Raw genomic sequence first — 21,064 nt, 5'->3', positions numbered from 1 at the left:
CTGGACGTTCTCCTTCCTGAAGCCGGTTTTCTGGCACTGTTATTAAGCCTCGGGGTCAACGTGTTGACCCCACTTGCCGTGTTGGTGGGTGTCCGCCAGCGCTGGCAGGGCGTGATGCGCCTGGCAAGCGTCGGCGTATGGACGCAGTTTGCGCTGCTGCTGCTGGCTTTTGCCATTCTGGTATTCTGTTTTCTGACCAGCGACTTTTCGGTGGTCTATGTTGCTCAGCACAGCTACAGCCTGCTGCCGTGGGGATTAAAACTGGCGGCGGTGTGGGGCGGCCATGAAGGGTCGCTGCTGTTGTGGGTTCTGTTTCTTTCCGGCTGGAGCGCGCTGTTCGCTCTTTGCTATCGGCGTGATTCTGACCCACTGTTTCCGCTGACGCTCAGCGTCCTGTCAATGGTGACGGCGCTGTTGCTGCTGTTTGTGGTGGTCTGGTCCGATCCCTTCGTGCGTATTTTCCCGCCTGCTATAGAAGGACGGGACCTTAACCCGATGCTGCAACATCTTGGGTTAATCCTCCACCCGCCGCTGCTGTACCTGGGTTACGGTGGTTTGATGGTAGCCGCGGGCGTGGCGCTGGCCTCACTGCTGCGCGGTGACTTTAACGCGCAGAGCGCCTGGGTGTGTTGGCGCTGGGCGCTGCCCGGCTGGTGCGCGCTGACGCTGGGGATAATCCTCGGTTCCTGGTGGGCCTACTGCGAGCTGGGCTGGGGCGGCTGGTGGTTCTGGGACCCGGTCGAAAATGCCTCCTTATTACCCTGGCTCTCCGCCAGCGCGCTGCTGCATAGCCTGTATGTCACGCGCCAGCGGGGGATCTTCCGCCATTGGTCGCTGTTGCTGGCGATTGTCACGCTGATCTTATCGCTGCTGGGGACGCTGATTGTGCGTTCCGGCATTCTCGTTTCGGTGCATGCTTTCGCGCTGGATAACGTGCGTGCCGCGCCGCTGTTTGCGCTGTTTAGCGTATTGAGCCTGGCGTCGCTGGGGCTATACGCCTGGCGAGGCCAGCAAGTCCGCCAGAGTGCGCGTTTTGGCGGCTGGTCGCGCGAGATGCTGATTCTGGTCGCGCTATTACTTTTTTGCGCGGTGCTGCTGATTGTGCTTATTGGCACCCTCTATCCGATGATTTACGGGTTGTTTGGCTGGGGGAGGCTCTCCGTGGGCGCACCGTACTTTAACCGCGCCACGCTGCCCTTTGGCCTGCTGATGCTGTTGGTTATCGTACTGGCGACAATCAGAAGCCGCAAAGTCTCTTTGCGTTGTCAGCTTCCCGCACTGCTGGCGCATGCCGGGGTACTGGTGTTTGCGGCAGGGATCGTCTTTTCCAGCGGTAGTCGTCAGGAGATAAGCCTGAATCTGAGCCCCGGGCAGCAGGTGGATCTGGCGGGCTACATTTTCCGTTTTGAGCGTCTCGACCTGGAAGCCAAAGGTAACTACACCAGTGAAAAAGCGCTGATCACGTTGTGGCAAAATGAGCAGAGTATCGGTAGCCTGCAGCCTGAAAGGCGCTTCTATGCCGCGCGTCGTCAACAGATGATGGAGCCGGGTATCCGCTGGAATCTGATGCATGACTGGTACGCAGTGATGGGAGAAAAAACCGGACCGGACCGTTACGCCATGCGCTTATACGTGCAGACCGGCGTGCGCTGGATCTGGGGAGGGGGATTGTTGATGGTGTTTGGCGCGTTGCTGAGCGCATGGCGAGGGAGGAAGCATCCTGAGTTATTGCCTGATGGCGCTGCGCTTATCAGGCCTACGAGTGAAAAGCAGGGTAGGCCGGATAAGGCGTTCACGCCGCCATCCGGCAAAACGATGTTACTTGTGGCTTTACTGATTTTTCTGCCTTTTGCCACCCACGCCCAGGTTGTGGATACCTGGCGCTTTGACAATCCGCAGCAGCAGGAGAAAGCGCTGTCTATTGCCAGTCAGCTGCGCTGTCCGCAGTGTCAGAACCAGAACTTGCTGGAATCCAATGCGCCCGTGGCGGTCAGTATGCGCCATCAGGTTTACAGCATGGTTGCCGAAGGTAAAAGCGAAGCGGAAATCACCGCCTGGATGACCGACCGCTATGGTGATTTCGTGCGCTACAACCCGCCGCTGAATGAGCAAACGCTGCTATTGTGGGCGCTGCCGTGCCTGCTGTTATTGCTGTTGGGCGTGGTGGTCTGGCGGGTGAGAAAGCGTCAGCGTGCGCAGGAGGATGAACAATGAGCCAGGCCGAACATTCCACTGCGCCGTTACGTCCAATGCCCGTGAAGCGGCTGGCTGTTGCGGTGGGGCTGATGGTTGTGGCCTGCATCGGCGGTTACCTGTTAACGCCAAAATGGCAGGCGGCACGTCAGGAGCAGGCGCGTCTGGCAGACCCTTTACATGCTTTTTCTGATGAAAATATTCAGGAAAAACGGCTGCTATCTCTGCAATCGCAAATTCGCGCTAATCCACAGGACGCCGTGAAATGGGCGCAACTGGGTGAGTACTATCTGTGGCAAAACGCGTATCATAATGCGCTGCTGGCCTACGAACAGGCGCTGCGTGTCGGCGGTGAAAATGCTGAGATCTATTCAGCGATGGCAACGGTATTGTATTACCAGGCCGGACAACATATGACGCCGCCCACTCGCGAGATGATTGATAAGGCTCTGGCGCTTGACCCGGCAGAGGTCACTGCGCTGATGCTGTTAGCTTCCGATGCGTTTATGCAGGCAGACTACGCCCAGGCTATTTCAGTGTGGCAAAAGGTTATGGATTTAAACTCGCCGAGGGTGAACCGGGCACAGCTCATTGACTCTATTAATATGGCGAAGTTGTTGCAGAATCGGCAAAAATAAATTTGTTTTATTTGTGATTTGTATCATTTTTCCTGTTTAAAAAACAGGCGAACGAACAAGCGAGCAAAAAAAACTCATATCCTGACTTCTTCATTTTTGATCATATTAAAATTCTTTTATAACAAAAAGTTATTCATCATTACCCCGATAAAATTGCATTTTTATGCAAATAATCAGCGAAAGGCCCTGTTCTCAGAGGGTTGCGCTGAATGCCATGCAGATGATAATGATAATAAGCGTTAAAAAACTCCATAAACGAACGCAACACAAATCATACCCTTTCAGTATGTACTATTCCCACGCGCTGCATGTGGAATAGCGCTCCATCGAGGAAGTCCGTTGTTATGAAAAATTTGAAAGTCAGCCTGGCATGGCAGATTCTAATCGCTATGGTGCTGGGCATTCTGCTAGGGAGTTACCTGCATTACCATAGTGACAGCCGTGAATGGCTGATTGTAAACCTGCTGTCTCCGGCGGGCGATATCTTTATCCACCTGATCAAAATGATCGTCGTACCAATTGTTACCTCTACATTGATTGTCGGTATCGCCGGGGTAGGTGATGCCAAACAGTTGGGTCGTATTGGCGCCAAAACGATTATCTATTTCGAAGTGATCACCACCGTGGCGATTATCCTTGGTATCACGCTGGCGAACGTGTTCCAGCCCGGTACCGGGGTAGATATGTCGCAACTGGCAACCGTCGATATTTCGAAATATCAGAGCACCACCGCGGAAGTACAGAGCCACGCGCATGGACTGATGGGCACGATTTTGTCACTGGTGCCGACCAACATCGTCGCGTCGATGGCAAAAGGCGACATGCTGCCGATTATCTTCTTCTCGGTACTGTTCGGTTTAGGTCTGTCTTCTCTGCCGGCAACTCACCGCGAGCCGCTGGTAACGGTATTCCGCTCTATCTCCGAAACCATGTTTAAAGTGACGCACATGGTGATGCGTTACGCGCCAGTCGGCGTTTTTGCGCTGATCGCTGTTACCGTCGCGAACTTCGGTTTTGCCTCCCTGTGGCCGCTGGCGAAGCTGGTGCTGTTGGTGCATTTCGCCATCCTGTTCTTCGCGCTGGTGGTGTTGGGGATCGTGGCGCGTATCTGCGGCTTGAGCATCTGGATCCTGATCCGCATTCTGAAAGACGAGCTGATTCTGGCCTACTCGACCGCCAGTTCCGAGAGCGTGCTGCCGCGTATTATCGAGAAGATGGAAGCCTACGGCGCACCGGCGTCAATCACCAGCTTTGTGGTGCCGACCGGTTACTCATTCAACCTTGATGGTTCAACGCTGTACCAGAGTATCGCCGCTATCTTTATTGCTCAGTTGTACGGTATCGATCTGTCGCTGTGGCAGGAAATCGTGCTGGTGCTGACGCTGATGGTGACCTCGAAAGGGATTGCGGGCGTGCCGGGCGTATCTTTTGTGGTGCTGCTGGCAACGCTCGGCAGCGTTGGGATCCCGCTGGAAGGTCTGGCGTTTATTGCCGGTGTTGACCGTATCCTCGATATGGCGCGTACTGCGCTGAACGTGGTGGGTAATGCGCTGGCCGTGCTGGTTATCGCCAAGTGGGAACATAAATTTGACCGCAAGAAAGCGCTGGCCTATGAGCGCGATGTGCTGGGTAAATTTGATAAGACCGCTAATCAGTAATTAATGACAGATTGCCGGATGGCGCTTGCGCCGCCATCCGGCAATGCAAACTATTACCCGTTGGTTAACTTATCAAACTCTTCGCAGCCGGTATCGAATCCTTCCATACAGCTCAGATTCAACCAGTGCAGCGCTTTCTGTTTATTCTTCTCGATAAAACCCTGCTCGCCGTTTAAGAACATCATCCCGGCCCAGTATTCGGAATAACCGGTGCGGGAAATGGCTGAACTACGCTTGAAATACCACGTCGCTTTCTCATCGTCAGCAGGAATGCCTACGCCGTTGGCGTAAATCAGCCCGAGCAGCATTTGCGCGTCGACGGCGGAGTCATTCTCCAGATCCTCGGAGGCGTTTTGCAGCAAGGTAATGGCTTTGGGGTAATCGGTGCGGCCTGCCTGGGTGTTCACCAGAATACGCGCCAGCGTAATTTCCCCAGCCTTACTGCCCGCCTGCGTCGCTTTTTCCGCCAGCGTTTTGGCCTGAGGGTAATCCAGACTGACCGGGTTGGTTATCTTAATCTGCGCCAACAAAGCATATGCATCCGCATCACCGTTGTCGGCGGCTTTTTGCGCCCAGTATTCGGCTTTACTCAAATCGCCTGAACTGAACCAGGTATCGGCGAGGAAATACTGTGCGCGTCGGTCACCTGCCTCTGCTGCCTGTAAATACTGGCTTCCTGGCTCAGTATCACTGGCATGGGCAAAGAATGTCACGAGGAACATCAATGCAAAAAGTTGTTTCATTTTGAGTTTTATTTAGGGTACGGAATGAACAGTATAAAGAGATCGTATGGATAAAAAAACAGCCTCCGGGCGGAGGCTGTTGCAGAACAGGTACGTAAACGGACTAACCCATCGCGCTTTCGCGCAGGCTGGCTTTCAGCTTGGTGTACTCATCAATAACATACTGCTCGGCAGCGCGCTGATCGGCAATGCGTTCAACGTTAACGGCACAGTATTTGTACTCCGGCGTTTTGGTAATCGGGCTTAAGTTCTCGGTTACCAGTTCATTACATGCCCCAATCCACCACTGGTAGGTCATGTAAATCGCACCTTTGTTTGGACGATCGCTGACTGCCGCGCGGGTAATAACCCGGCCTTTACGTGAGTTAACCCACACCAGATCTTCATCCTGAATACCCAGACGCTCTGCGTCAGCGGTGTTGATCTGGGCATAACCAGGCTCATCCGCCAGCGCGGCCAGCGCCGCACAGTTACCGGTCATCGAACGGCAAGAGTAGTGGCCGACTTCACGCACCGTCGACAGTACCATCGGGTACTCTGGGGTGAGTTTGTCGATTGGCGCTACCCAGTCGCAGGTGAAGAACTGCGCCAGGCCGTTCGGGGTGTCAAACTTCTCTTTGAAGAGGTAAGACGTACCCTGGTCGGCATCTGAGGTGTCGCGGCAAGGCCACTGGATATAGCCCAGTTCGCCCATTTTCTCGTAAGTGGCGCCGTAGAAATCCGGGCACAGATGACGCAACTCGTCCCAGATTTCCTGGGTGTTGTTGTAGTGCATCGGGTAGCCCATACGGGTGGCGATTTCACTGATAATCTGCCAGTCCGTTTTCAGATCCCACTTCGGCTCAACGGCTTTAAAGAAGCGCTGGAAGCCACGGTCAGCCGCAGAGAAGACGCCTTCATGCTCGCCCCATGACGTAGACGGTAAAATAACGTCTGCGGCAGCGGCGGTTTTGGTCATGAAGATATCCTGCACGATGACCAGTTCCAGATCCTCAAAGCCTTTGCGCACTGCGGAGAGCTCAGCATCGGTCTGTAATGGATCTTCACCCATAATGTACGCCGCGCGCACTTCGCCATGCGCCGCACGGTGCGGCAGTTCGCTGATGCGATAGCCGGTATGTGCAGGCAGGCTTTCCACGCCCCAGGCTTTAGCGAACTTCTCGCGGTTTTCCGGGAATTTAACGTACTGATAGCCCGGATAGGTATCCGGCAGCGCGCCCATGTCGCAGGCACCCTGAACGTTGTTCTGGCCACGAACCGGGTTAACGCCCACGCTTGGCTTACCGAGGTTACCGGTCAGCATCGCGAGGCTGGTCAGTGAACGCACGGTTTCCACACCCTGATAGAACTGGGTCACACCCATGCCCCACAGAATCGCCGCGCTTTTCGCCGTGGCGTACATACGCGCAGCCTGACGAATATCGTGCGCGCTAACGCCCGTGATATCTTCGACAGACTCCGGCGTATAGCCTTCGACAATCTTGCTGTACTCTTCGAATCCTTCCGTACGGGAGGCGACGAACGCCTGGTCGTACAGTTTTTCTTCGATGATGACATGCCCCATGGCGTTGAGCAGCGCGATATTCGAGCCGTTTTTCAACGCGATGTGCATGTCGGCAATACGCGCGGTTTCAATTTTGCGCGGATCGCAGACGATAATTTTCGCCCCGTTACGTTTAGCGTTAATCACGTGATTCGCCACGATCGGGTGGGAATCCGCCGGGTTATACCCGAAGATGAACACTAAATCCGTGTTATCAATTTCATTGATAGCATTACTCATTGCGCCGTTACCGACCGATTGGTGCAGACCTGCAACCGATGGGCCGTGTCAGACGCGAGCGCAGCAGTCAACGTTATTGGTACCAATAACGGCGCGCGCGAATTTTTGCATTACATAGTTGGTTTCGTTACCTGTACCGCGAGATGACCCGGTCGTCTGAATAGCGTCCGGGCCGTATTTCGCTTTGATGGCGCTCAGGCGATCGGCGACGTAATTCAGCGCTTCATCCCAGGAAACAGATTCCAGTTTGCCGCCACGCTGGCGACGGATCATTGGGGTTTTCAGGCGAGGGGTCAGGATCTGGGTATCATTAATAAAATCCCAGCCATAGTAGCCCTTCAGACACAGGGTACCCTGGTTGGTTTTCCCCTGCGCCGCCTCAGCCCGGACGATTTTGCCGTTATCGACCACCAGGTTGATTTTGCAACCTGATGCGCAATATGGGCAAACCGTGACGACTTTTTTCATCGGTCTCGCTCCAGTTAATCAAATCGCGCATACGCGCTTGTCGCTTTGCTTATGCATCTTTTATGCCATGTTTTTTTCAGGGGCATTAGTCAATATTACGGGCGATTTTTGGTCAAAACTCTGACGAAAAACAGGCTGTCGTCATATTTGACGTGACGAATCTCCAATACGTGACGGTCCGGCAGTGTGACCGAGGTTATGTTTCCCGCACAACCTTGTGCCTTATCGCTGTCACTCTGTGCAGAATCAATCACACTCATTTAAGTTGGCCTGAAATGGGGAAAAACAATGAAGCCAGCCATACTGGTTGTGGATGATGACGAGGCTGTTTGCACGCTATTACAGGACGTGCTGAGCGAGCACGTCTTTGCAGTGAGCGCGTGCCATAGCGGACAGGAGGCGCTGCGCTGCATTGAGACTCAGCCGGATATCGCTCTGGTATTGCTGGACATGATGTTGCCCGATATCAACGGTCTGATGGTGTTGCAGCAGGTGCAAAAGATGAGGCCCGGATTACCGGTAGTCATGCTGACGGGCTTAGGCAGCGAGTCGGATGTGGTGGTCGGACTGGAAATGGGCGCTGACGACTATATCGGGAAACCGTTCAATGCGCGGGTGCTGGTGGCGCGGGTAAAGGCGGTGCTCAGACGCGTTGGCGTGTTGACGCCTGAAAGCGGCAGCCCGCAAACCACGGGACTTTCCTTTAATGGCTGGCATCTGGATACCGCCGGTTGCCAGTTACATAACCCTCAACAACTGAAGGTGGAGCTGACGCAGGGCGAATACAGCCTGCTGCTGGCGCTGGCGCAAAACGCTCGTCGGGTGCTCAGCCGTGAGCAATTGCTGGAACTGACGCGCAGCGACAGCGTTGAGGTGTTTGACCGCACTATTGACGTGTTAATCATGCGGCTGCGGCGCAAAATAGAGAACAACCCGCACCAGCCAATGCTGATCAAAACCCTGCGCGGGCTGGGCTATGTGTTTGCCGCCGATGTGCAGCATCACGATAAAGCGGCGTGATCGTCAGGCATCAGCCATAGTCGCTTTTAACTCTGCCAGCGTTTTCGCGCCATCTATCGCGTTAGCGCACAGCAAGCTTGCCCGCGCACAGGCGTGCGCCAGTCTGATGCTGTCTGCCAGCGACCAGCGCTCATGACAGCCATACAGAAATCCGGCGCAAAACGCATCTCCTGCGCCGACGCTACCGACAATCTCTTCTTGCGCCAGTAACTGTGACGGTATCCAGACGCCCGGCAGATCCGGCGTTTCACCCCAGGCACCTTCCGGGCAGTGGATCACCACCCGCTGGCGCACGCCTGCATCCAGCAGTTCGCGCGCGGCGGTAGCGATATGGGGAATATGCAGCTCGCCGTTGGGCTGGCGAATCTCCAGCCCGCTGAACTCCCCGGCCTCCAGCTCGTTAATCACCAGATAGTCGAGATGGCGCAGGGCCGGCATCACCAGTAGTTGGTAGCGCGGATCGCCCTTACGCGAGACCAGATCCAACGACGTTTCAAAGCCGTTGTCGCGCATTTGCGCCAGCAGCCGTGCGCTACGCGTCCCGTACTCCTCATCCGGCATGTCCAGACTGTCGAGCAGCAGCAGATAGCCAAGATGGAAGATTTTCATCGAGGTATCCAGTTGCTCAAAGGCGGGTAAATCCAGTAGTCGATTGGCACCGGGCGAATGAAAAAAAGTGCGCTGACCGCTGGGATCGGTCATCACCTGCGACATCGATGTGGGGGCGAATGTGGTGCGCTGCACATGTTGGCGATTAACGTGATACTGCTCCAGCATCGCCATGATGTAGTCGCCGTCGCTGTCCTGACCGATTAACCCCACCGCCTGCAACGGCAGCCCAGTGTGCATTTTTGCCAGCGTCAGCAGCACGTTCAGCGGCGCACCGCCCGTGGCGCGTTCGCTACGAGTGATTTCTGCCAGCCAGCCGCGTTCCGGCCACTGCACAATTTGATGGACATGATCGACCAGCATGTTGCCTGCGGCGATAACGCCTTTGCGTTCCATCAGACCTGCCCCGCACTGCCAAAAATGCGCATTTGTTCAGAAACGGTATCGGTAATGGCCTCTTCAATGGCCAGCAGCAGTTCGGCAAACTCGTCGTACAGCGACTGGCGATTGGCCATCCGCGACTCTACCGCTGTCAGCGCCGCCTGCGACATGCCGGTATAGAAGTTGATTTTGTGAATACCGAGTTCAATTACGCGCTTGAAATCGTTATCGCTGATGCCTGAACCGCCGTGCAGTACCAGCGGGATCGCCGCCTGCTGGCGAATAGCGTCCAGACGCGGGAAGTCGAGTTCCGGTTCGCCTTTATATTTGCCGTGCGCATTGCCAATGGCGACCGCCAGCGCGTCAATCCCGGTTCTGTCGACGAAATCACGCGCCATCATCGGGTCGGTAAACAACGACTCGTCAGCATGACCGTACAGCGCGCCGCCCTCATCACCGCCCACCGCACCCAGTTCGGCTTCCACCGAGACGCCGACGGCATGACACATCTTCACCACTTCGCGGGTCTGGCGGATATTTTCTTCATACTCCAGCGTGGAGCCATCGAACATCACTGAACTGAAACCTAAGCGTAGCGCCCGCACCACTGACTCAAAGTGCAGGCCGTGGTCAAGGTTCAGCACCACCGGAATGTCGTGCCTGGCGGCTTCGAATTTGACCGCTTCGACCAGAGAATCCAGCGAGATATATTTAAAATGCACCTCGGCGATGTTGATGATAAACGGCGAACGTTCCTGTTTAGCCGCGGCAAACAGGGCGCGCAGGAAATGCGAGTCCAGAACGTTAAATGCGCCTAATGCATAGCGGTGCTCACGGGCATGGGCGAGGCCATCGGCGAGAGATATCAACGGCATAATGCGCTCCTTGGTTAGCGGAACAGGCGATATTCGTTACACAGCACCAGCTGCGCCGGTTCATCTTCTTCAATGTCGTTATAGCGGGTGATAGGTTGCAGAAAATGGTTATCGTGGTCGTCGTCATTAATAGATGAGACCTCGCCAACCAGCACGTCGCCAAAACCTTTTTCCGCCCAGAAGCTGTGATACAGGCCCGGCGGCAGGCAGATGCTCTCACCCGGCGTCAGGCGCAGTTGGCTGCCCGCGGCATGGGTTTGCCGACAGCCGTCAATCACCACGTTCACGTCGCTGTCCTCCGTTTGCTCCCGCAGCCCCGCATTCCACAGTTCCACTATTAAATTACCGCCGCCACGATTGATAATGTCTTCGCGTTTGCGCCAGTGAAAATGCATCGGCGTGACCTGCGCCTCGCGAACATGCATGATTTTCTCGGCGTAGCATTTCTCGTAAGGCATACCTTTCGGCGAGCCATTACGCAGGGTGAACAGCGTTAACCCTTGCGCGGCGAAATTGTTGCCGCCAAAGGCGGTGACATCCCAACCGAGCTTAAGGTCGAAAACTTCGCTCCAGGCAGAAGCATCAAGCTTGCGCCATTGGGTCGGCGGGAAACTGGCGAAAGGGGGGAGGTGCACGTCGTGCAGAGAAAAAAACTGGCGCGTGTGGCCAAGGATTTCGTTTATTGCGGAGCGTTTCATCGCAGAATTCTCCTTAGAATAATGCCGGATGGCGCTGCGCTTCTCCGGCCTACAAATTCATACCGATCTTGTAGGCCGGAGAAGGCATTTTTGCCGCTATCCGACGTTGCTGTGGCGGGTTATTTCACCGTCCAACCTTTATAATTGGCAACGTTGTTTTTATCGATCATTGTCACCGGGATCAGCACGGGCTCTTTTGGGGCGGGTTTCCCCTGCAGTATGTCATAGCCGATTTCGACCGCTTTGGCAGCCATCACCTGCGGATCTTGTGCCGGCGTCGCCACAAATAATGAGTTTTCGCGCTTCAGCGCCTCTTCACCGTCTGGCGATCCGTCGACGCCGACAATAAAGAATTCGTTACGCTGCGCCTGTTTTGCCGCCAGATCGGCACCGATCGCCGTGGGATCGTTAATGGCGAATACACCGTCGATCTTCGGATTTGCCGCCAGCAGCGCGGTCATGATCTCCAGCCCGCCCTCGCGGCTGCCTTTGGCGTTTTGGTTATACGACAGCACCTTGATGTCCGGATGGCGTTTGAACTCGGTCTGGCAGCCTTCCACACGGTTCTGGACGGCGGAAACCGGCGGTCCGTTGATGATGACGACGTTGCCTTTCCCTTTCAGACGGTCGGTAATGTATTTGCAGGCCATTTCACCCGCCTGAGTGTTATCGGAGGTGATGGTCGCGTCTGCGCCTTCCGCCGCCACGTCAACGGCCACCACCACAATCCCGGCGTCTTTCGCGCGTTTTACCGCCGGACCGATGCCTTTGGAGTCCGCGGCGTTAAGGATAATCATGTCGACTTTGGCGGCAATAAAGTTGTCGATTTGCGACACCTGTTGCCCCAGATCGTAGCCGCTGGAGACCAGCGTCACTTTGACGCTATCACCCGCCAGTTTACGTGCCTCCAGCTCCGCGCCTTTGGTTATTTGCACGAAGAATGGGTTCGCCAGGTCGCCCACCGTAACGCCGATCGATTTCAGTTCTTTTGCCTGCACAAACGGAGCTGCAGCAAGCAGTGCGCCAGCACAGAGCGCGGTCACTAATGGCTTCAAACGCATACTCGTTTCCTCACGTAGGGTATTGTTGTTATCGGCCGGACAAAGCGATTACGCCGCCATCCGGCAAGCTTGTCTATGCACTTTGATGGTGTCGGGTACGGTATTTGTCGATCAGCACCGCTATGATGATCACCGCCCCTTTGATCACCAGTTGCCAGAAATAGGAGACGCCCATTAGCGTCATGCCGTTATTGAGCGTGGCGATGATCAGCGCCCCCACCAGCGTGCCGGTGATGGTGCCGATCCCGCCGACAAAGCTGGTGCCGCCGAGGATCACCGCCGCGATGGCGTCCAGCTCGTAACCCATACCTAAGTTACCGTTGGCGCTGTATAGCCGCGAGGCGCTCATCACCCCGCCCAGACCTGAAAGCAAACCGCTGATGCCGTAAACGAACAGCAGCACCAGCCACACTTTGATCCCGGTTAAGCGTGCGGCCTGCATGTTGCCGCCGACCGCGTAGATATGAACGCCGAGCGTAGTGCGGCGCAGAATAAACCAGCACACCACCACCACCGCCAGCGCAATGACTACCAGCCACGGAACCGGGCCGAGATAGTTGTTGCCGATCCACTCAAAGCTGATGTTGGAGTTAATCACCGTGGTGCCATCGGCCAACAGATAGGCCGCGCCGCGCAGAGCTGTATAGGTTCCAAGCGTGACGATAAACGGCGGCAGCCCGGCAAAAGCCACCAGCGCACCGTTAAACAGCCCCAGCACCAGGCCGAGCATCAGCGCCGCCGGAATTGACAGCATGGCAAACTCAGGAATAAGAGAAACGACCATCGCCGCTACGGCGGTGGTGCCGAGAATCGAGCCAACTGAGAGATCGATCCCGCCGGTCAAAATGATAAAGGTCATGCCAGCCGCCAGCACGATATTGATCGAGGCCTGGCGGGTAATATTCAGCAGGTTGCTCTCGGTGAAAAAATTGGGCGCAATAAAGCCAAACACCGCCACAATCAGGATCAAAATCGGTAAGATGCCGACCGTTTGCATCAGATCGCTCATCAGCATCTTTTTTGCGGTGGTGGATTTCGCCACCTGCTGGGGAGTGGTTGGATTATTCATGGGGCACCGCCTGATGATGGGAGTCGTTCACGCCGGTCGCCAGCGTCATAATATTTTCCTGGGTAATACTTTGTCCGTTCAGCTCGCCGGCAATGCTGCCTTCGCGCATGACGTACACGCGATCGCTCATGCCAACGACTTCCGGCAATTCGCTGGAGATCATCAGGATCGCCACGCCTTTGCGCGCCATGTCGTTCATGATCCGGTAGATCTCGCTTTTCGCGCCAACGTCTACTCCGCGCGTGGGTTCATCGAGGATCAAAATGCGTGGGCCGATCGCCACCCAGCGCGAGATCAACAATTTTTGCTGATTGCCGCCGGACAGCCCACCTGCGCGTACCTGCGCGTGCGGCACGCGAATGTTGAGCAGTTTGATTGCGTCATCGGAAATGGCCTGCGCCTTTTTGCGATCGAGCATGCCCCAGTTGGCATCGCGTTCCAGCGTCGCCATGGTGATGTTCTCTGCTGCCGCCAGTTCTAAAAACAGCCCCTGTTCTTTGCGGTTCTCGGTCAGAAAGCCGATGCCGTGATCAATCGCTTCGCGCGGGGAGTGGATCACCACCGGTTCACCGTCTACTTCAATCATGCCGCCGATGGCTTTACGCACGCCAAAAATCAGCTGCGCCAGTTCAGAACGCCCGGCGCCAACTAACCCGGCGAGGCCGACGATCTCCCCGGAGCGCACCAACAAGCTGCACGGCTGGACTTTATGGCCGTCGGTCAGGTGGTGGACGTTGAGGCGTGCTTTACCTAAGGGAATATCGCGCTCTTTGTTGAACAGATCGCTTAGCGGACGGCCCACCATCATGCGCACCAGCTCCGCGGCGTTGAGCTTGTCGCGGGTCAGGCTGCCGACGTATTGCCCGTCGCGCAGGACGCTGACGCGATCGGAAAGTTCGTACACTTCCGCCATGCGGTGGCTGATGTAAATAATCGCCATCCCTTCATCGCGCAGGCGCATGATCAGTTCGAACAGGCGGTGGGTTTCACGTGAGGAGAGGGCGGCGGTGGGCTCATCCATCACCAGAATGCGGCTGTTACGGTGCAGAGCGCGGGCGATTTCCACCTGCTGCTGTTCGGCGATGGTCAACGTCATCACGCGATCGCTGGCCTTAAACTGGGCGCCGAGTCGGTCGATGACTTTCTGCGACTGCAGCACCATCTCTTTACGCTGGACCAGACCGCCGCGCGACAGCTCGCTGCCAAGAAAGATATTTTCCGCCACCGTCAGGTTGGGCGCCAGCTGCATCTCCTGGTAAATCAGCGTGATGCCCGCGCTGAGCGCATCTTTTGGCCCACGAATGTGGAACGGCTGGCCATCAATCAGGATCTCGCCGCTGGTGGCGGTGTAGGCGCCCGCGAGGATTTTCATCAGCGTGCTTTTCCCCGCGCCATTCTCGCCCATCAGGGCATGAATCTCACCCGGCCAGACGGTTAAATCGACCCCTTTCAGCGCATAAAATTTGCCAAACGCTTTGGCAATGTTGCGCATCTCCAGAACCGGTGTCCTGCTCATAGCGGATCTCCTGTGGGGTGGCCGATATCAGCAGTCCATCACAGGAATGTAAATGCAAAATGTCAGAAGCCGTTCATATTTGTCATATTGCGATTTTTCTTCACGGAGCGTGATATGCCGCAATCGGGACGTCACTTTTTCGCCAGTGCGCGCGGACGATTACTGTTCTTCAATCTGCTGGTGGTGGCGGTCACGCTGATGGTGAGCGGCGTGGCGGTGCTGGGGTTTCAGCATGCCAGTCAAATTCAGGAGCAGGTACAGCAGCAAACTGTCGATGACATGACCGGCAGCATGAACCTGGCGCGCGATACGGCCAATGTGGCGACGGCGGCGGTGCGGCTCTCGCAGGTGGTCGGTGCGCTGGAATACAAAGGTGAAGCGGAGCGGTTGCAGGAGACCCAGCGGGCGCTGAAGCATTCGCTGCAACAACTGGCTACCGCGCCGCTGGCTCAGCAGGAGCCGGTGCTGGTCGAGCGTATTATCCAGCGCAGCAATGAGTTACAAAGTAGCGTAGAAGGGATGTTGCAGCGCGGACAGCTGCGGCATCTGGAACGTAACGCGCTGCTCAGTTCGCTGTATCAGAATCAAAGCTATTTGCGCCATCTGCAAACGCTTACCGGCGCGCAGGATGACATGCTGCTGGGGCAAATAGACCGCTTGATCGTTGCCGCCATTGAGACTCCCACGCCGCGATCGGTAGTGAAACAACTCGACAGCGTGATGACCGCGCTGCCTTTACATCACTCCAGCCCGTTGATAAGCAGAATCCTCAACGATTTCAATCAGGAACTGCATAAGCTGGAGCCGCTTTCTTCCGCGCTGGAGCAGAGCGATCTGGCGATCAACTGGTATATGTTTCATATCAAAGCGCTGGTGGCGATCCTTAATAGCGATATCAATCAATATGCCTCGCAGGTGGCGCTGATTTCTGAGCAGCGGGTGGCGCAAAGCCATCAGGAACTGCAATCCGGCGCGTTGTTTATTATGGTGTTTGCGTTGCTGGCCGTAGTGATTACCGGTTTTGCCGGTTGGTATATCTATCGTAATCTCGGCTCTAACCTGACGGCAATTTCGCAGGCGATGACCCGGCTGGCGCACGGTGAATCGGACGTCAGCGTTCCTGCCCTGCAGCGGCGCGATGAGCTGGGCGAACTGGCCCGCGCTTTTAGTGTCTTTGCCCGTAACACCGCTTCGCTGGAGCACACCACCCGATTACTTAAAGAAAAAACCAGCCAAATGGAAATCGACCGCACCGAGCGCCAGGAACTGGAAGAGGCGCTGCTGCACAGCCAAAAGCTGAAGGCGGTGGGGCAACTGACGGGTGGATTAGCGCATGATTTCAATAACCTGCTGGCGGTGATTATTGGCAGTCTGGATCTGGTGAACCCAGACTCACCCGATGCGCCGCGGGTCAATCGGGCGCTAAAAGCCGCCGAGCGCGGGGCGCTGCTTACCCAGCGGCTGCTGGCCTTTTCGCGCAAACAGTCGTTGCACCCTCATGCGGTGGAGCTGAAAACGCTGCTGGAAAATCTGGGCGAACTGATGCGCCACTCTCTTCCGGCCACGCTGACGCTGGAAATTGAAGCCCAGTCTCCCGCCTGGCCTGCGTGGATTGACGTCAGCCAACTGGAAAACGCCATTATCAATCTGGTGATGAACGCCCGTGACGCCATGGACGGGCAGGCGGGCACGATTAAAATCCGTACCTGGAACCAGCGGGTCACGCGCAGCGATGGGCGTAAGCAGGATATGGTGATGCTGGAGGTCGCCGACCAGGGCTGCGGGATGTCGCAGGAGGTGAAAGCTCAGGTCTTTGAGCCGTTTTTCACCACCAAACAGACCGGCAGCGGCAGCGGGCTGGGGTTATCAATGGTCTACGGCTTTGTACGCCAGTCCGGCGGGCGCGTGGAGATTGAAAGCGCGCCGGGGCAGGGAACGACGGTCAGGTTGCAGCTTCCTCGCGCCGTAGTGCCGGTGCAGGCTCAGGCAGAACCGGTGGCGGTACATGCGGCGAACAGCGGTGAAAAACTGGTGTTGGTGCTCGAGGATGAGGACGATGTACGCCAGACGTTGTGCGAGCAATTACACCTGCTGGGCTACCTGACGTTAGAGGCCGCCAACGGGGAACAGGCGATGCATATGCTGGCGGCTTCATCCGAGATTGATATTTTTATCAGCGACGTCATGCTGCCCGGTAGTTTAAGCGGCGTGGATGTGGTTAATCATGCTCAGGTACATTATCCGCAGCTGAACATCCTGCTGATGAGCGGTCAGGATTTACGTCCGGCCCATAACCCAGCGCTGCCGGATGTGGCGTTATTGCGTAAACCCTTTACCCGCACAGAACTGGCGCAAGCGCTGCGACATTCGCGTAATTGAGATTCCTCCGCTACCCGCGCAAATTCGCTTTGATTACCGTGGGGCGAGTTTCTTGATGAGGCTGGTTTTATGCAACGCTCCACGACATTCTTACTTTTCACTCTGCTGATGATGACCACCGTTTCGGCGCAGGCGGATATTATCGATGACGCCATCGGCAATATTCAGCAGGCGATTAACGACGCATACAAACCGGACAACGGGCGGGATTATGATGACTCTCGTGATGAAAGCTGGCAGCGTCAGATGAGTGACGATCGACGCAGACAGTATGATAATCGCCGCCGTCAGTTTGAAGACCGACGTCGCCAACTGGATGACCGCCAGCGCCAGCTCGATCAGGAACGGCGTCAGTTAGAAGACGAAGAACGCAGAATGGAAGAGGATTATGATCGTTAGCTGTTACTCCAGCACAATCTCCATCCCATCATATCCTGCTTCGATGCCTGCCGGCAGCGGATTTTCCATTAACCACTGGTCGAACTGGTGGCTGATATGCGTCAGGATCACCCTTGGACAGCGCATAACCTCGTTCAGCGCGATGACGGTATTGAGATCGCAATGATTGCGCGGCGGCTCGGCTCGCGGGGCATGGCTGCAGTCGATGATAATCACCTGCGGTGGGTTATTGTGGAGAAACTTCAGCGTCTTATCGGGAAGCCCGGCGGTGTCGGAGAGCCACGCCACGCGGCTGTGCGCGGTCTCGAACAGATAGCCAAACGTTAGCTTTGAATGGTTGAGCGGCAGCGGCGTCACCTGCAACCCTTGCAGGTCAAATACCACGAACGGCGCAACGGTATGGCTAAAATCGAGAATACCGGGATGCTTAAACAGATCGTCGCAACCCTGTTCATCCGGCGGACCGTACACCGGGATATTCGCCCCTACGCCCCAGCGCAACGGGAACAACCCCTGCACATGATCCATATGATAGTGGGTCAGCAGAAACTGCTGAAAGCTGCCTGCTGGCCAGTCGTCCATCAGATGCGGGATCCCCGCATCCAGCAGGGTCACCGCATGATTGAATTTGACCACCCCGCTACAGGGGCGTCGACGGTATTGCGCCTGTAAGCGCGCCCGCTGACAGGCCGCGCAGTCGCAGCCAAATGCCGGCACCAGCTGCGCGCCGCCGGTTCCCGTCAGCGTAATGGTCAGACTCATGGCTCCTCCTACAACGGTTTGGTGAAGCGAAAATGGCTCTGGGTATAGCCTTCGCGCTGGTAAAAACGATGCGCGTTAAGGCGTTGGGTGCTGGTGGAAAGCTCGGTCATTTCTGCGCCTGCTTCGCGCGCGGTGGCTTCGGCCCAGGCCAGTAGCTGGCTGCCTACCGTTAATCCTCGCGCCTGTGGCATCACCACCAGTTCCTGAATCTCGCCAATCCAGTTGGCGTGGTGCAGATGAAACTGCAGGTGCAGACCGATCAAGCCGACGACCTGCCCGTCGAGCAGCGCCAGCTGGTAGTGCATATTAGGATCTTGCAGATTCGCGGCGTATCCGGCGTTAAAGGCCTGGTGATCGAATTGTCCCTGCTTGAGTTCACAGATAAGCGCGTAAACCACATCGGTATCGTAGAGCGTGGCGCGGCGTAATTCACAGACAGACATGTTTCTTCTCCTTGCGTCCCATCAGTGCGAGCAGTGTATCGACAGACTGTAGCAAACTGCCATCATTGTTGAGGACGTGGCAGTCATACGGCGCGTAGCGGGCCGCGCGTTCAAGGCGGGCGGCGATTTCCGTTTCACTCTCCCGCCCACGCGCCTGCAGACGCTGCCGTAGAATCGCTGGGGAGACCTGTAAGCAAATAGGAAGTAACGACGCGCCGTAACGAGCCTGCGCCTGGGGCAGATGGGCGCGCGATCCGTTGACCACCACATCAAAACCGGCGTGCAGCCAGAGGTCAATCTCCACGCCCACGCCGTAGTAGAAGCCGTTCGCGTGCCAGCTCAGCGCCAGCAGATTCTGCCCGGCGCGGGTAAAAAATTCTTGTTCACTCAGCGCAATATGATTTTCATTCCCGGCGTTAGCGGCACGGGTGATGTATCGATGCGCCACCAGCAGTTGCGCGGGTTCCTGCAGGCGGAGTTCTGCCAGCAGACTGTCCTTACCAGAGCCGGATGGGCCCATCAGCCAGATCAGTTTCCCCATAGTCAGAATACCCTTTTGCCCTGACGCCAGACGTGGTCGATATGGATGTTGCCGCCTTTGCGATGTGCCAGCACCAGATCCGCCCGTTTACCTTCGGCAACAACGCCGCGATCGTCGAGATTCAATGCCCGCGCCGGATTGCGGGTCACCAGACGAATCGCCTGCGGCAGCGTAAAGCGGTTGGTGTCGTCATCCGCTACGCGAAATGCCGCGTCGAGCAGGCTGGCGGGGTAGTAGTCGGAAGAGAGAATATCCAGCAGCCCCAGTTCAGCCAGCTTATGCGCCGCCACGTTGCCGGAGTGAGAACCGCCGCGCACGATGTTGGGCGCCCCCATCAGTACGTTCATACCATGCTGACGCGAGGCTTCAGCCGCTTCGAAGGTGGTGGGAAATTCGGCGATCACGCTGCCAAGCTGGTGCGATTCCAGCACATGATCATGGGTGGCATCATCATGGCTCGCCAGCGCAATCTGGCGCTCACGACACATCTGGGCAATCGCCGTGCGATTGGGCTGTGACCAACGCGCCGCCAGCGCTAACTGTTCTTCTTCATAGCGGGCCATCTGCTCGTCGGTGAGCGAATATTTGCCCTGATAATACTCGCGGTACTTTTCTCGATTGGCGAACTGGCGCTGGCCCGGCGAATGATCCATCAGTGAAACCAGCGTCACCGGCTCGCGCCCGACCAGTTTTTCAAACAGCGGCAGTGTAGTGTGGTGCGGCAATTCGCAGCGCAGATGCAGGCGGTGTTCGGCGCGATTGACCCCGCGTTTTTGCGTCTCTTCCACGGCGTTGATCATCTTCTCCAGATTTTCCAGCCGATCGCCGCCGTCGCGCACGTCGCCAATCGCCACCGCATCCAGCACGGTAGTAATACCGCTGGCGACCATTAGCGCGTCATGGCTACTCATCGCCGAGTGGGCAGGCCAGTCGACCTTCGGACGCGGGGTGAAGAATTTATCCAGATTATCGGTATGCAGCTCAATTAATCCTGGCAGCAGCCAGCCGCCTTCGCCGTCTAAAGCCTCCGGCAGACGGCTCTGGGTTTCGGCAAAGGCGCGAATAAACCCGCCCGCAATTTCCAGCGATCCTTGCACCACTTCATCTTCCAGAACCAGCTTTACATTGTTGATAATCATGCGGTTGTTCCCATCAGGTGCAGGCGGTCCGCTACGCGGTCGCGCACGGTTTGATCGTGAAAAATACCGACAATGGCCGCGCCGCGGGCTTTCGCTTCTTCAATTAAAGCGACGACGGCGGCGCTGTTTTTGGCGTCCAGTGAGGCGGTCGGCTCATCGAGCAGCAGAATAGGGTAATCGACGATAAACCCACGGGCGATGTTGACGCGCTGCTGTTCGCCGCCGGAAAAGGTCGATGGCGCAAGGTGCCACAGGCGTTCCGGCACGTTGAGACGCGTTAACAGGCTGGCGGCTTTCGCGGCGCATTCTTCACGGGATACGCCGAGATCCAGCAGCGGCTGCATCACCACATCCAGCGCGGAAATCCTTGGGATCACGCGTAGAAACTGGCTCACCCAGCCGATGGTTGAACGGCGAACTTCCAGCACTTTGCGCGCCGGGGCCTGCACCAGATCGACCCATTCATCGCTGTGGCGAATGTGGATGTGTCCTTCATCTGGCAGGTAGTTGGCGTACAGCGAACGTAGCAGCGTGGATTTTCCGCTGCCGGAGTGGCCGTGCAGCACCACGCATTCGCCGCTTTTCACTGCCAGAGTGGCGTTTTGCAGCACCGGCAGACGTACGCCGTTTTGCTGGTGGAGCACGAAGGTTTTACTGACGTTTTCAACGCGAATCATTTTTGCCTCGAG

19 protein-coding genes are annotated in these 21,064 nt (G+C 56.4%); 6 read left to right on the top strand and 13 right to left on the bottom strand.

The features are described from left to right. From nrfF to gltP, 3 genes are all read left to right on the top strand, one after another. On the top strand, positions 1–2,214 hold the full coding sequence (nrfF, locus tag FDW92_RS22545; protein WP_052511205.1) for a heme lyase NrfEFG subunit NrfF: 2,214 nt from the start codon (positions 1–3) through the stop codon (positions 2,212–2,214). Next, complete coding sequence (gene nrfG, locus FDW92_RS22540) at positions 2,211–2,831, top strand: heme lyase NrfEFG subunit NrfG (protein WP_042312961.1); 621 nt, start codon at positions 2,211–2,213, stop codon at positions 2,829–2,831. The genes nrfF and nrfG overlap by 4 nt, the downstream gene beginning before the upstream one ends. A gap of 344 nt (positions 2,832–3,175) precedes the next feature. Continuing rightward, on the top strand, positions 3,176–4,489 hold the full coding sequence (gltP, locus tag FDW92_RS22535) for a glutamate/aspartate:proton symporter GltP (RefSeq protein WP_137400708.1): 1,314 nt from the start codon (positions 3,176–3,178) through the stop codon (positions 4,487–4,489). Between the two features lie 53 nt (positions 4,490–4,542). Here gltP and yjcO read toward each other — a convergent pair whose 3' ends face one another. Together yjcO and fdhF are read right to left on the bottom strand one after the other, a co-directional pair. After that, positions 4,543–5,232, bottom strand: a complete 690-nt coding sequence (gene yjcO, locus FDW92_RS22530; protein WP_042312956.1) for a Sel1 family TPR-like repeat protein YjcO — start codon at positions 5,230–5,232, stop codon at positions 4,543–4,545. Between the two features lie 103 nt (positions 5,233–5,335). After that, positions 5,336–7,483, bottom strand: coding sequence for a formate dehydrogenase subunit alpha (gene fdhF / locus FDW92_RS22525; protein ID WP_079225655.1), 2,148 nt, complete (start codon positions 7,481–7,483; stop codon positions 5,336–5,338). Between the two features lie 288 nt (positions 7,484–7,771). On the opposite strand from fdhF, the gene FDW92_RS22520 reads away from it, so the two are divergent. Beyond that, the gene (locus FDW92_RS22520) at positions 7,772–8,503 is read left to right on the top strand and encodes a response regulator transcription factor (protein ID WP_042312951.1); all 732 of its coding nucleotides are present in this window, start codon (positions 7,772–7,774) and stop codon (positions 8,501–8,503) included. Between the two features lie 3 nt (positions 8,504–8,506). Here the strand turns inward: FDW92_RS22520 and FDW92_RS22515 are convergent, their stop codons facing one another. The 6 genes from FDW92_RS22515 to FDW92_RS22490 form a co-directional block, all read right to left on the bottom strand. Continuing rightward, positions 8,507–9,511, bottom strand: coding sequence for a carbohydrate kinase family protein (locus FDW92_RS22515; RefSeq protein WP_137400707.1), 1,005 nt, complete (start codon positions 9,509–9,511; stop codon positions 8,507–8,509). Beyond that, positions 9,508–10,368, bottom strand: a complete 861-nt coding sequence (locus FDW92_RS22510) for a ketose 1,6-bisphosphate aldolase (RefSeq protein WP_042312948.1) — start codon at positions 10,366–10,368, stop codon at positions 9,508–9,510. The genes FDW92_RS22515 and FDW92_RS22510 overlap by 4 nt, the downstream gene beginning before the upstream one ends. Positions 10,369–10,382: 14 nt before the next feature. Continuing rightward, positions 10,383–11,066, bottom strand: a complete 684-nt coding sequence (locus FDW92_RS22505; RefSeq protein WP_042312945.1) for a D-lyxose/D-mannose family sugar isomerase — start codon at positions 11,064–11,066, stop codon at positions 10,383–10,385. 119 nt (positions 11,067–11,185) lie between these two features. Beyond that, complete coding sequence (locus FDW92_RS22500; RefSeq protein WP_042312943.1) at positions 11,186–12,127, bottom strand: ABC transporter substrate-binding protein; 942 nt, start codon at positions 12,125–12,127, stop codon at positions 11,186–11,188. 73 nt (positions 12,128–12,200) lie between these two features. Then, positions 12,201–13,196 (bottom strand): ribose ABC transporter permease, encoded by a 996-nt coding sequence (locus FDW92_RS22495; RefSeq protein ID WP_038636347.1) that lies wholly within the window; start codon positions 13,194–13,196, stop codon positions 12,201–12,203. Continuing rightward, entirely contained in the window at positions 13,189–14,712 is a 1,524-nt protein-coding gene (locus FDW92_RS22490) for a sugar ABC transporter ATP-binding protein (RefSeq protein ID WP_042312939.1), read from the bottom strand. Before FDW92_RS22490 ends, FDW92_RS22495 begins: the two co-directional genes overlap by 8 nt. 114 nt (positions 14,713–14,826) lie before the next feature. On the opposite strand from FDW92_RS22490, the gene FDW92_RS22480 reads away from it, so the two are divergent. Both FDW92_RS22480 and yjdP read left to right on the top strand, forming a co-directional pair. Then, entirely contained in the window at positions 14,827–17,091 is a 2,265-nt protein-coding gene (locus FDW92_RS22480; RefSeq protein ID WP_042312936.1) for a hybrid sensor histidine kinase/response regulator, read from the top strand. Positions 17,092–17,160: 69 nt separating this feature from the next. Then, positions 17,161–17,490 carry a DDRRRQL repeat protein YjdP gene (yjdP, locus tag FDW92_RS22475; RefSeq protein ID WP_042312933.1) on the top strand — a complete coding sequence of 110 codons (330 nt, stop codon included), beginning with the start codon at positions 17,161–17,163 and terminating at the stop codon, positions 17,488–17,490. 3 nt (positions 17,491–17,493) lie between these two features. Here yjdP and phnP read toward each other — a convergent pair whose 3' ends face one another. Genes phnP through phnL form a run of 5 tightly spaced genes read right to left on the bottom strand, consistent with a single transcriptional unit; the run spans position 17,494 to position 21,052 of the window. After that, the gene (gene phnP, locus FDW92_RS22470) at positions 17,494–18,252 is read right to left on the bottom strand and encodes a phosphonate metabolism protein PhnP (RefSeq protein WP_042312931.1); all 759 of its coding nucleotides are present in this window, start codon (positions 18,250–18,252) and stop codon (positions 17,494–17,496) included. An 8-nt stretch (positions 18,253–18,260) separates the two neighbouring features. After that, positions 18,261–18,695, bottom strand: coding sequence for an aminoalkylphosphonate N-acetyltransferase (gene phnO, locus FDW92_RS22465; protein WP_042312929.1), 435 nt, complete (start codon positions 18,693–18,695; stop codon positions 18,261–18,263). Beyond that, positions 18,682–19,236 (bottom strand): ribose 1,5-bisphosphokinase, encoded by a 555-nt coding sequence (gene phnN, locus FDW92_RS22460; protein WP_038636371.1) that lies wholly within the window; start codon positions 19,234–19,236, stop codon positions 18,682–18,684. The genes phnO and phnN overlap by 14 nt, the downstream gene beginning before the upstream one ends. A 2-nt stretch (positions 19,237–19,238) precedes the next feature. Further along, positions 19,239–20,375 (bottom strand): alpha-D-ribose 1-methylphosphonate 5-triphosphate diphosphatase, encoded by a 1,137-nt coding sequence (gene phnM, locus FDW92_RS22455; protein WP_042312927.1) that lies wholly within the window; start codon positions 20,373–20,375, stop codon positions 19,239–19,241. Next, a complete protein-coding gene (phnL, locus tag FDW92_RS22450) occupies positions 20,372–21,052 on the bottom strand; it encodes a phosphonate C-P lyase system protein PhnL (RefSeq protein ID WP_042312926.1) in 681 nt (226 codons plus the stop codon). The genes phnM and phnL overlap by 4 nt, the downstream gene beginning before the upstream one ends. Between the last annotated feature and the right edge of the window lie 12 nt (positions 21,053–21,064).

Origin of the sequence: Citrobacter sp. wls706 (genome assembly GCF_005281305.1) — a bacterium.
GTDB lineage: Bacteria > Pseudomonadota > Gammaproteobacteria > Enterobacterales > Enterobacteriaceae > Citrobacter > Citrobacter werkmanii.
Note: the sequence above shows the minus strand (reverse complement) of the source record. Positions and strands in the feature narration are given on the sequence as shown.

Bases quoted from the DNA above. Each gene is read 5' to 3' on its own strand.
- gltP (WP_137400708.1), top strand. From the start codon at position 3,176: ATGAAAAATTTGAAAGTCAGCCTGGCATGGCAGATTCTAATCGCTATG.
- FDW92_RS22500 (WP_042312943.1), bottom strand. From the start codon at position 12,127: ATGCGTTTGAAGCCATTAGTGACCGCGCTCTGTGCTGGCGCACTGCTT.
- phnP (WP_042312931.1), bottom strand. From the start codon at position 18,252: ATGAGTCTGACCATTACGCTGACGGGAACCGGCGGCGCGCAGCTGGTG.
- yjdP (WP_042312933.1), top strand. From the start codon at position 17,161: ATGCAACGCTCCACGACATTCTTACTTTTCACTCTGCTGATGATGACC.
- FDW92_RS22505 (WP_042312945.1), bottom strand. From the start codon at position 11,066: ATGAAACGCTCCGCAATAAACGAAATCCTTGGCCACACGCGCCAGTTT.
- phnN (WP_038636371.1), bottom strand. From the start codon at position 19,236: ATGGGGAAACTGATCTGGCTGATGGGCCCATCCGGCTCTGGTAAGGAC.
- phnM (WP_042312927.1), bottom strand. From the start codon at position 20,375: ATGATTATCAACAATGTAAAGCTGGTTCTGGAAGATGAAGTGGTGCAA.
- FDW92_RS22510 (WP_042312948.1), bottom strand. From the start codon at position 10,368: ATGCCGTTGATATCTCTCGCCGATGGCCTCGCCCATGCCCGTGAGCAC.
- FDW92_RS22495 (WP_038636347.1), bottom strand. From the start codon at position 13,196: ATGAATAATCCAACCACTCCCCAGCAGGTGGCGAAATCCACCACCGCA.
- phnO (WP_042312929.1), bottom strand. From the start codon at position 18,695: ATGTCTGTCTGTGAATTACGCCGCGCCACGCTCTACGATACCGATGTG.
- phnL (WP_042312926.1), bottom strand. From the start codon at position 21,052: ATGATTCGCGTTGAAAACGTCAGTAAAACCTTCGTGCTCCACCAGCAA.
- FDW92_RS22520 (WP_042312951.1), top strand. From the start codon at position 7,772: ATGAAGCCAGCCATACTGGTTGTGGATGATGACGAGGCTGTTTGCACG.
- FDW92_RS22490 (WP_042312939.1), bottom strand. From the start codon at position 14,712: ATGAGCAGGACACCGGTTCTGGAGATGCGCAACATTGCCAAAGCGTTT.
- yjcO (WP_042312956.1), bottom strand. From the start codon at position 5,232: ATGAAACAACTTTTTGCATTGATGTTCCTCGTGACATTCTTTGCCCAT.
- nrfG (WP_042312961.1), top strand. From the start codon at position 2,211: ATGAGCCAGGCCGAACATTCCACTGCGCCGTTACGTCCAATGCCCGTG.
- FDW92_RS22480 (WP_042312936.1), top strand. From the start codon at position 14,827: ATGCCGCAATCGGGACGTCACTTTTTCGCCAGTGCGCGCGGACGATTA.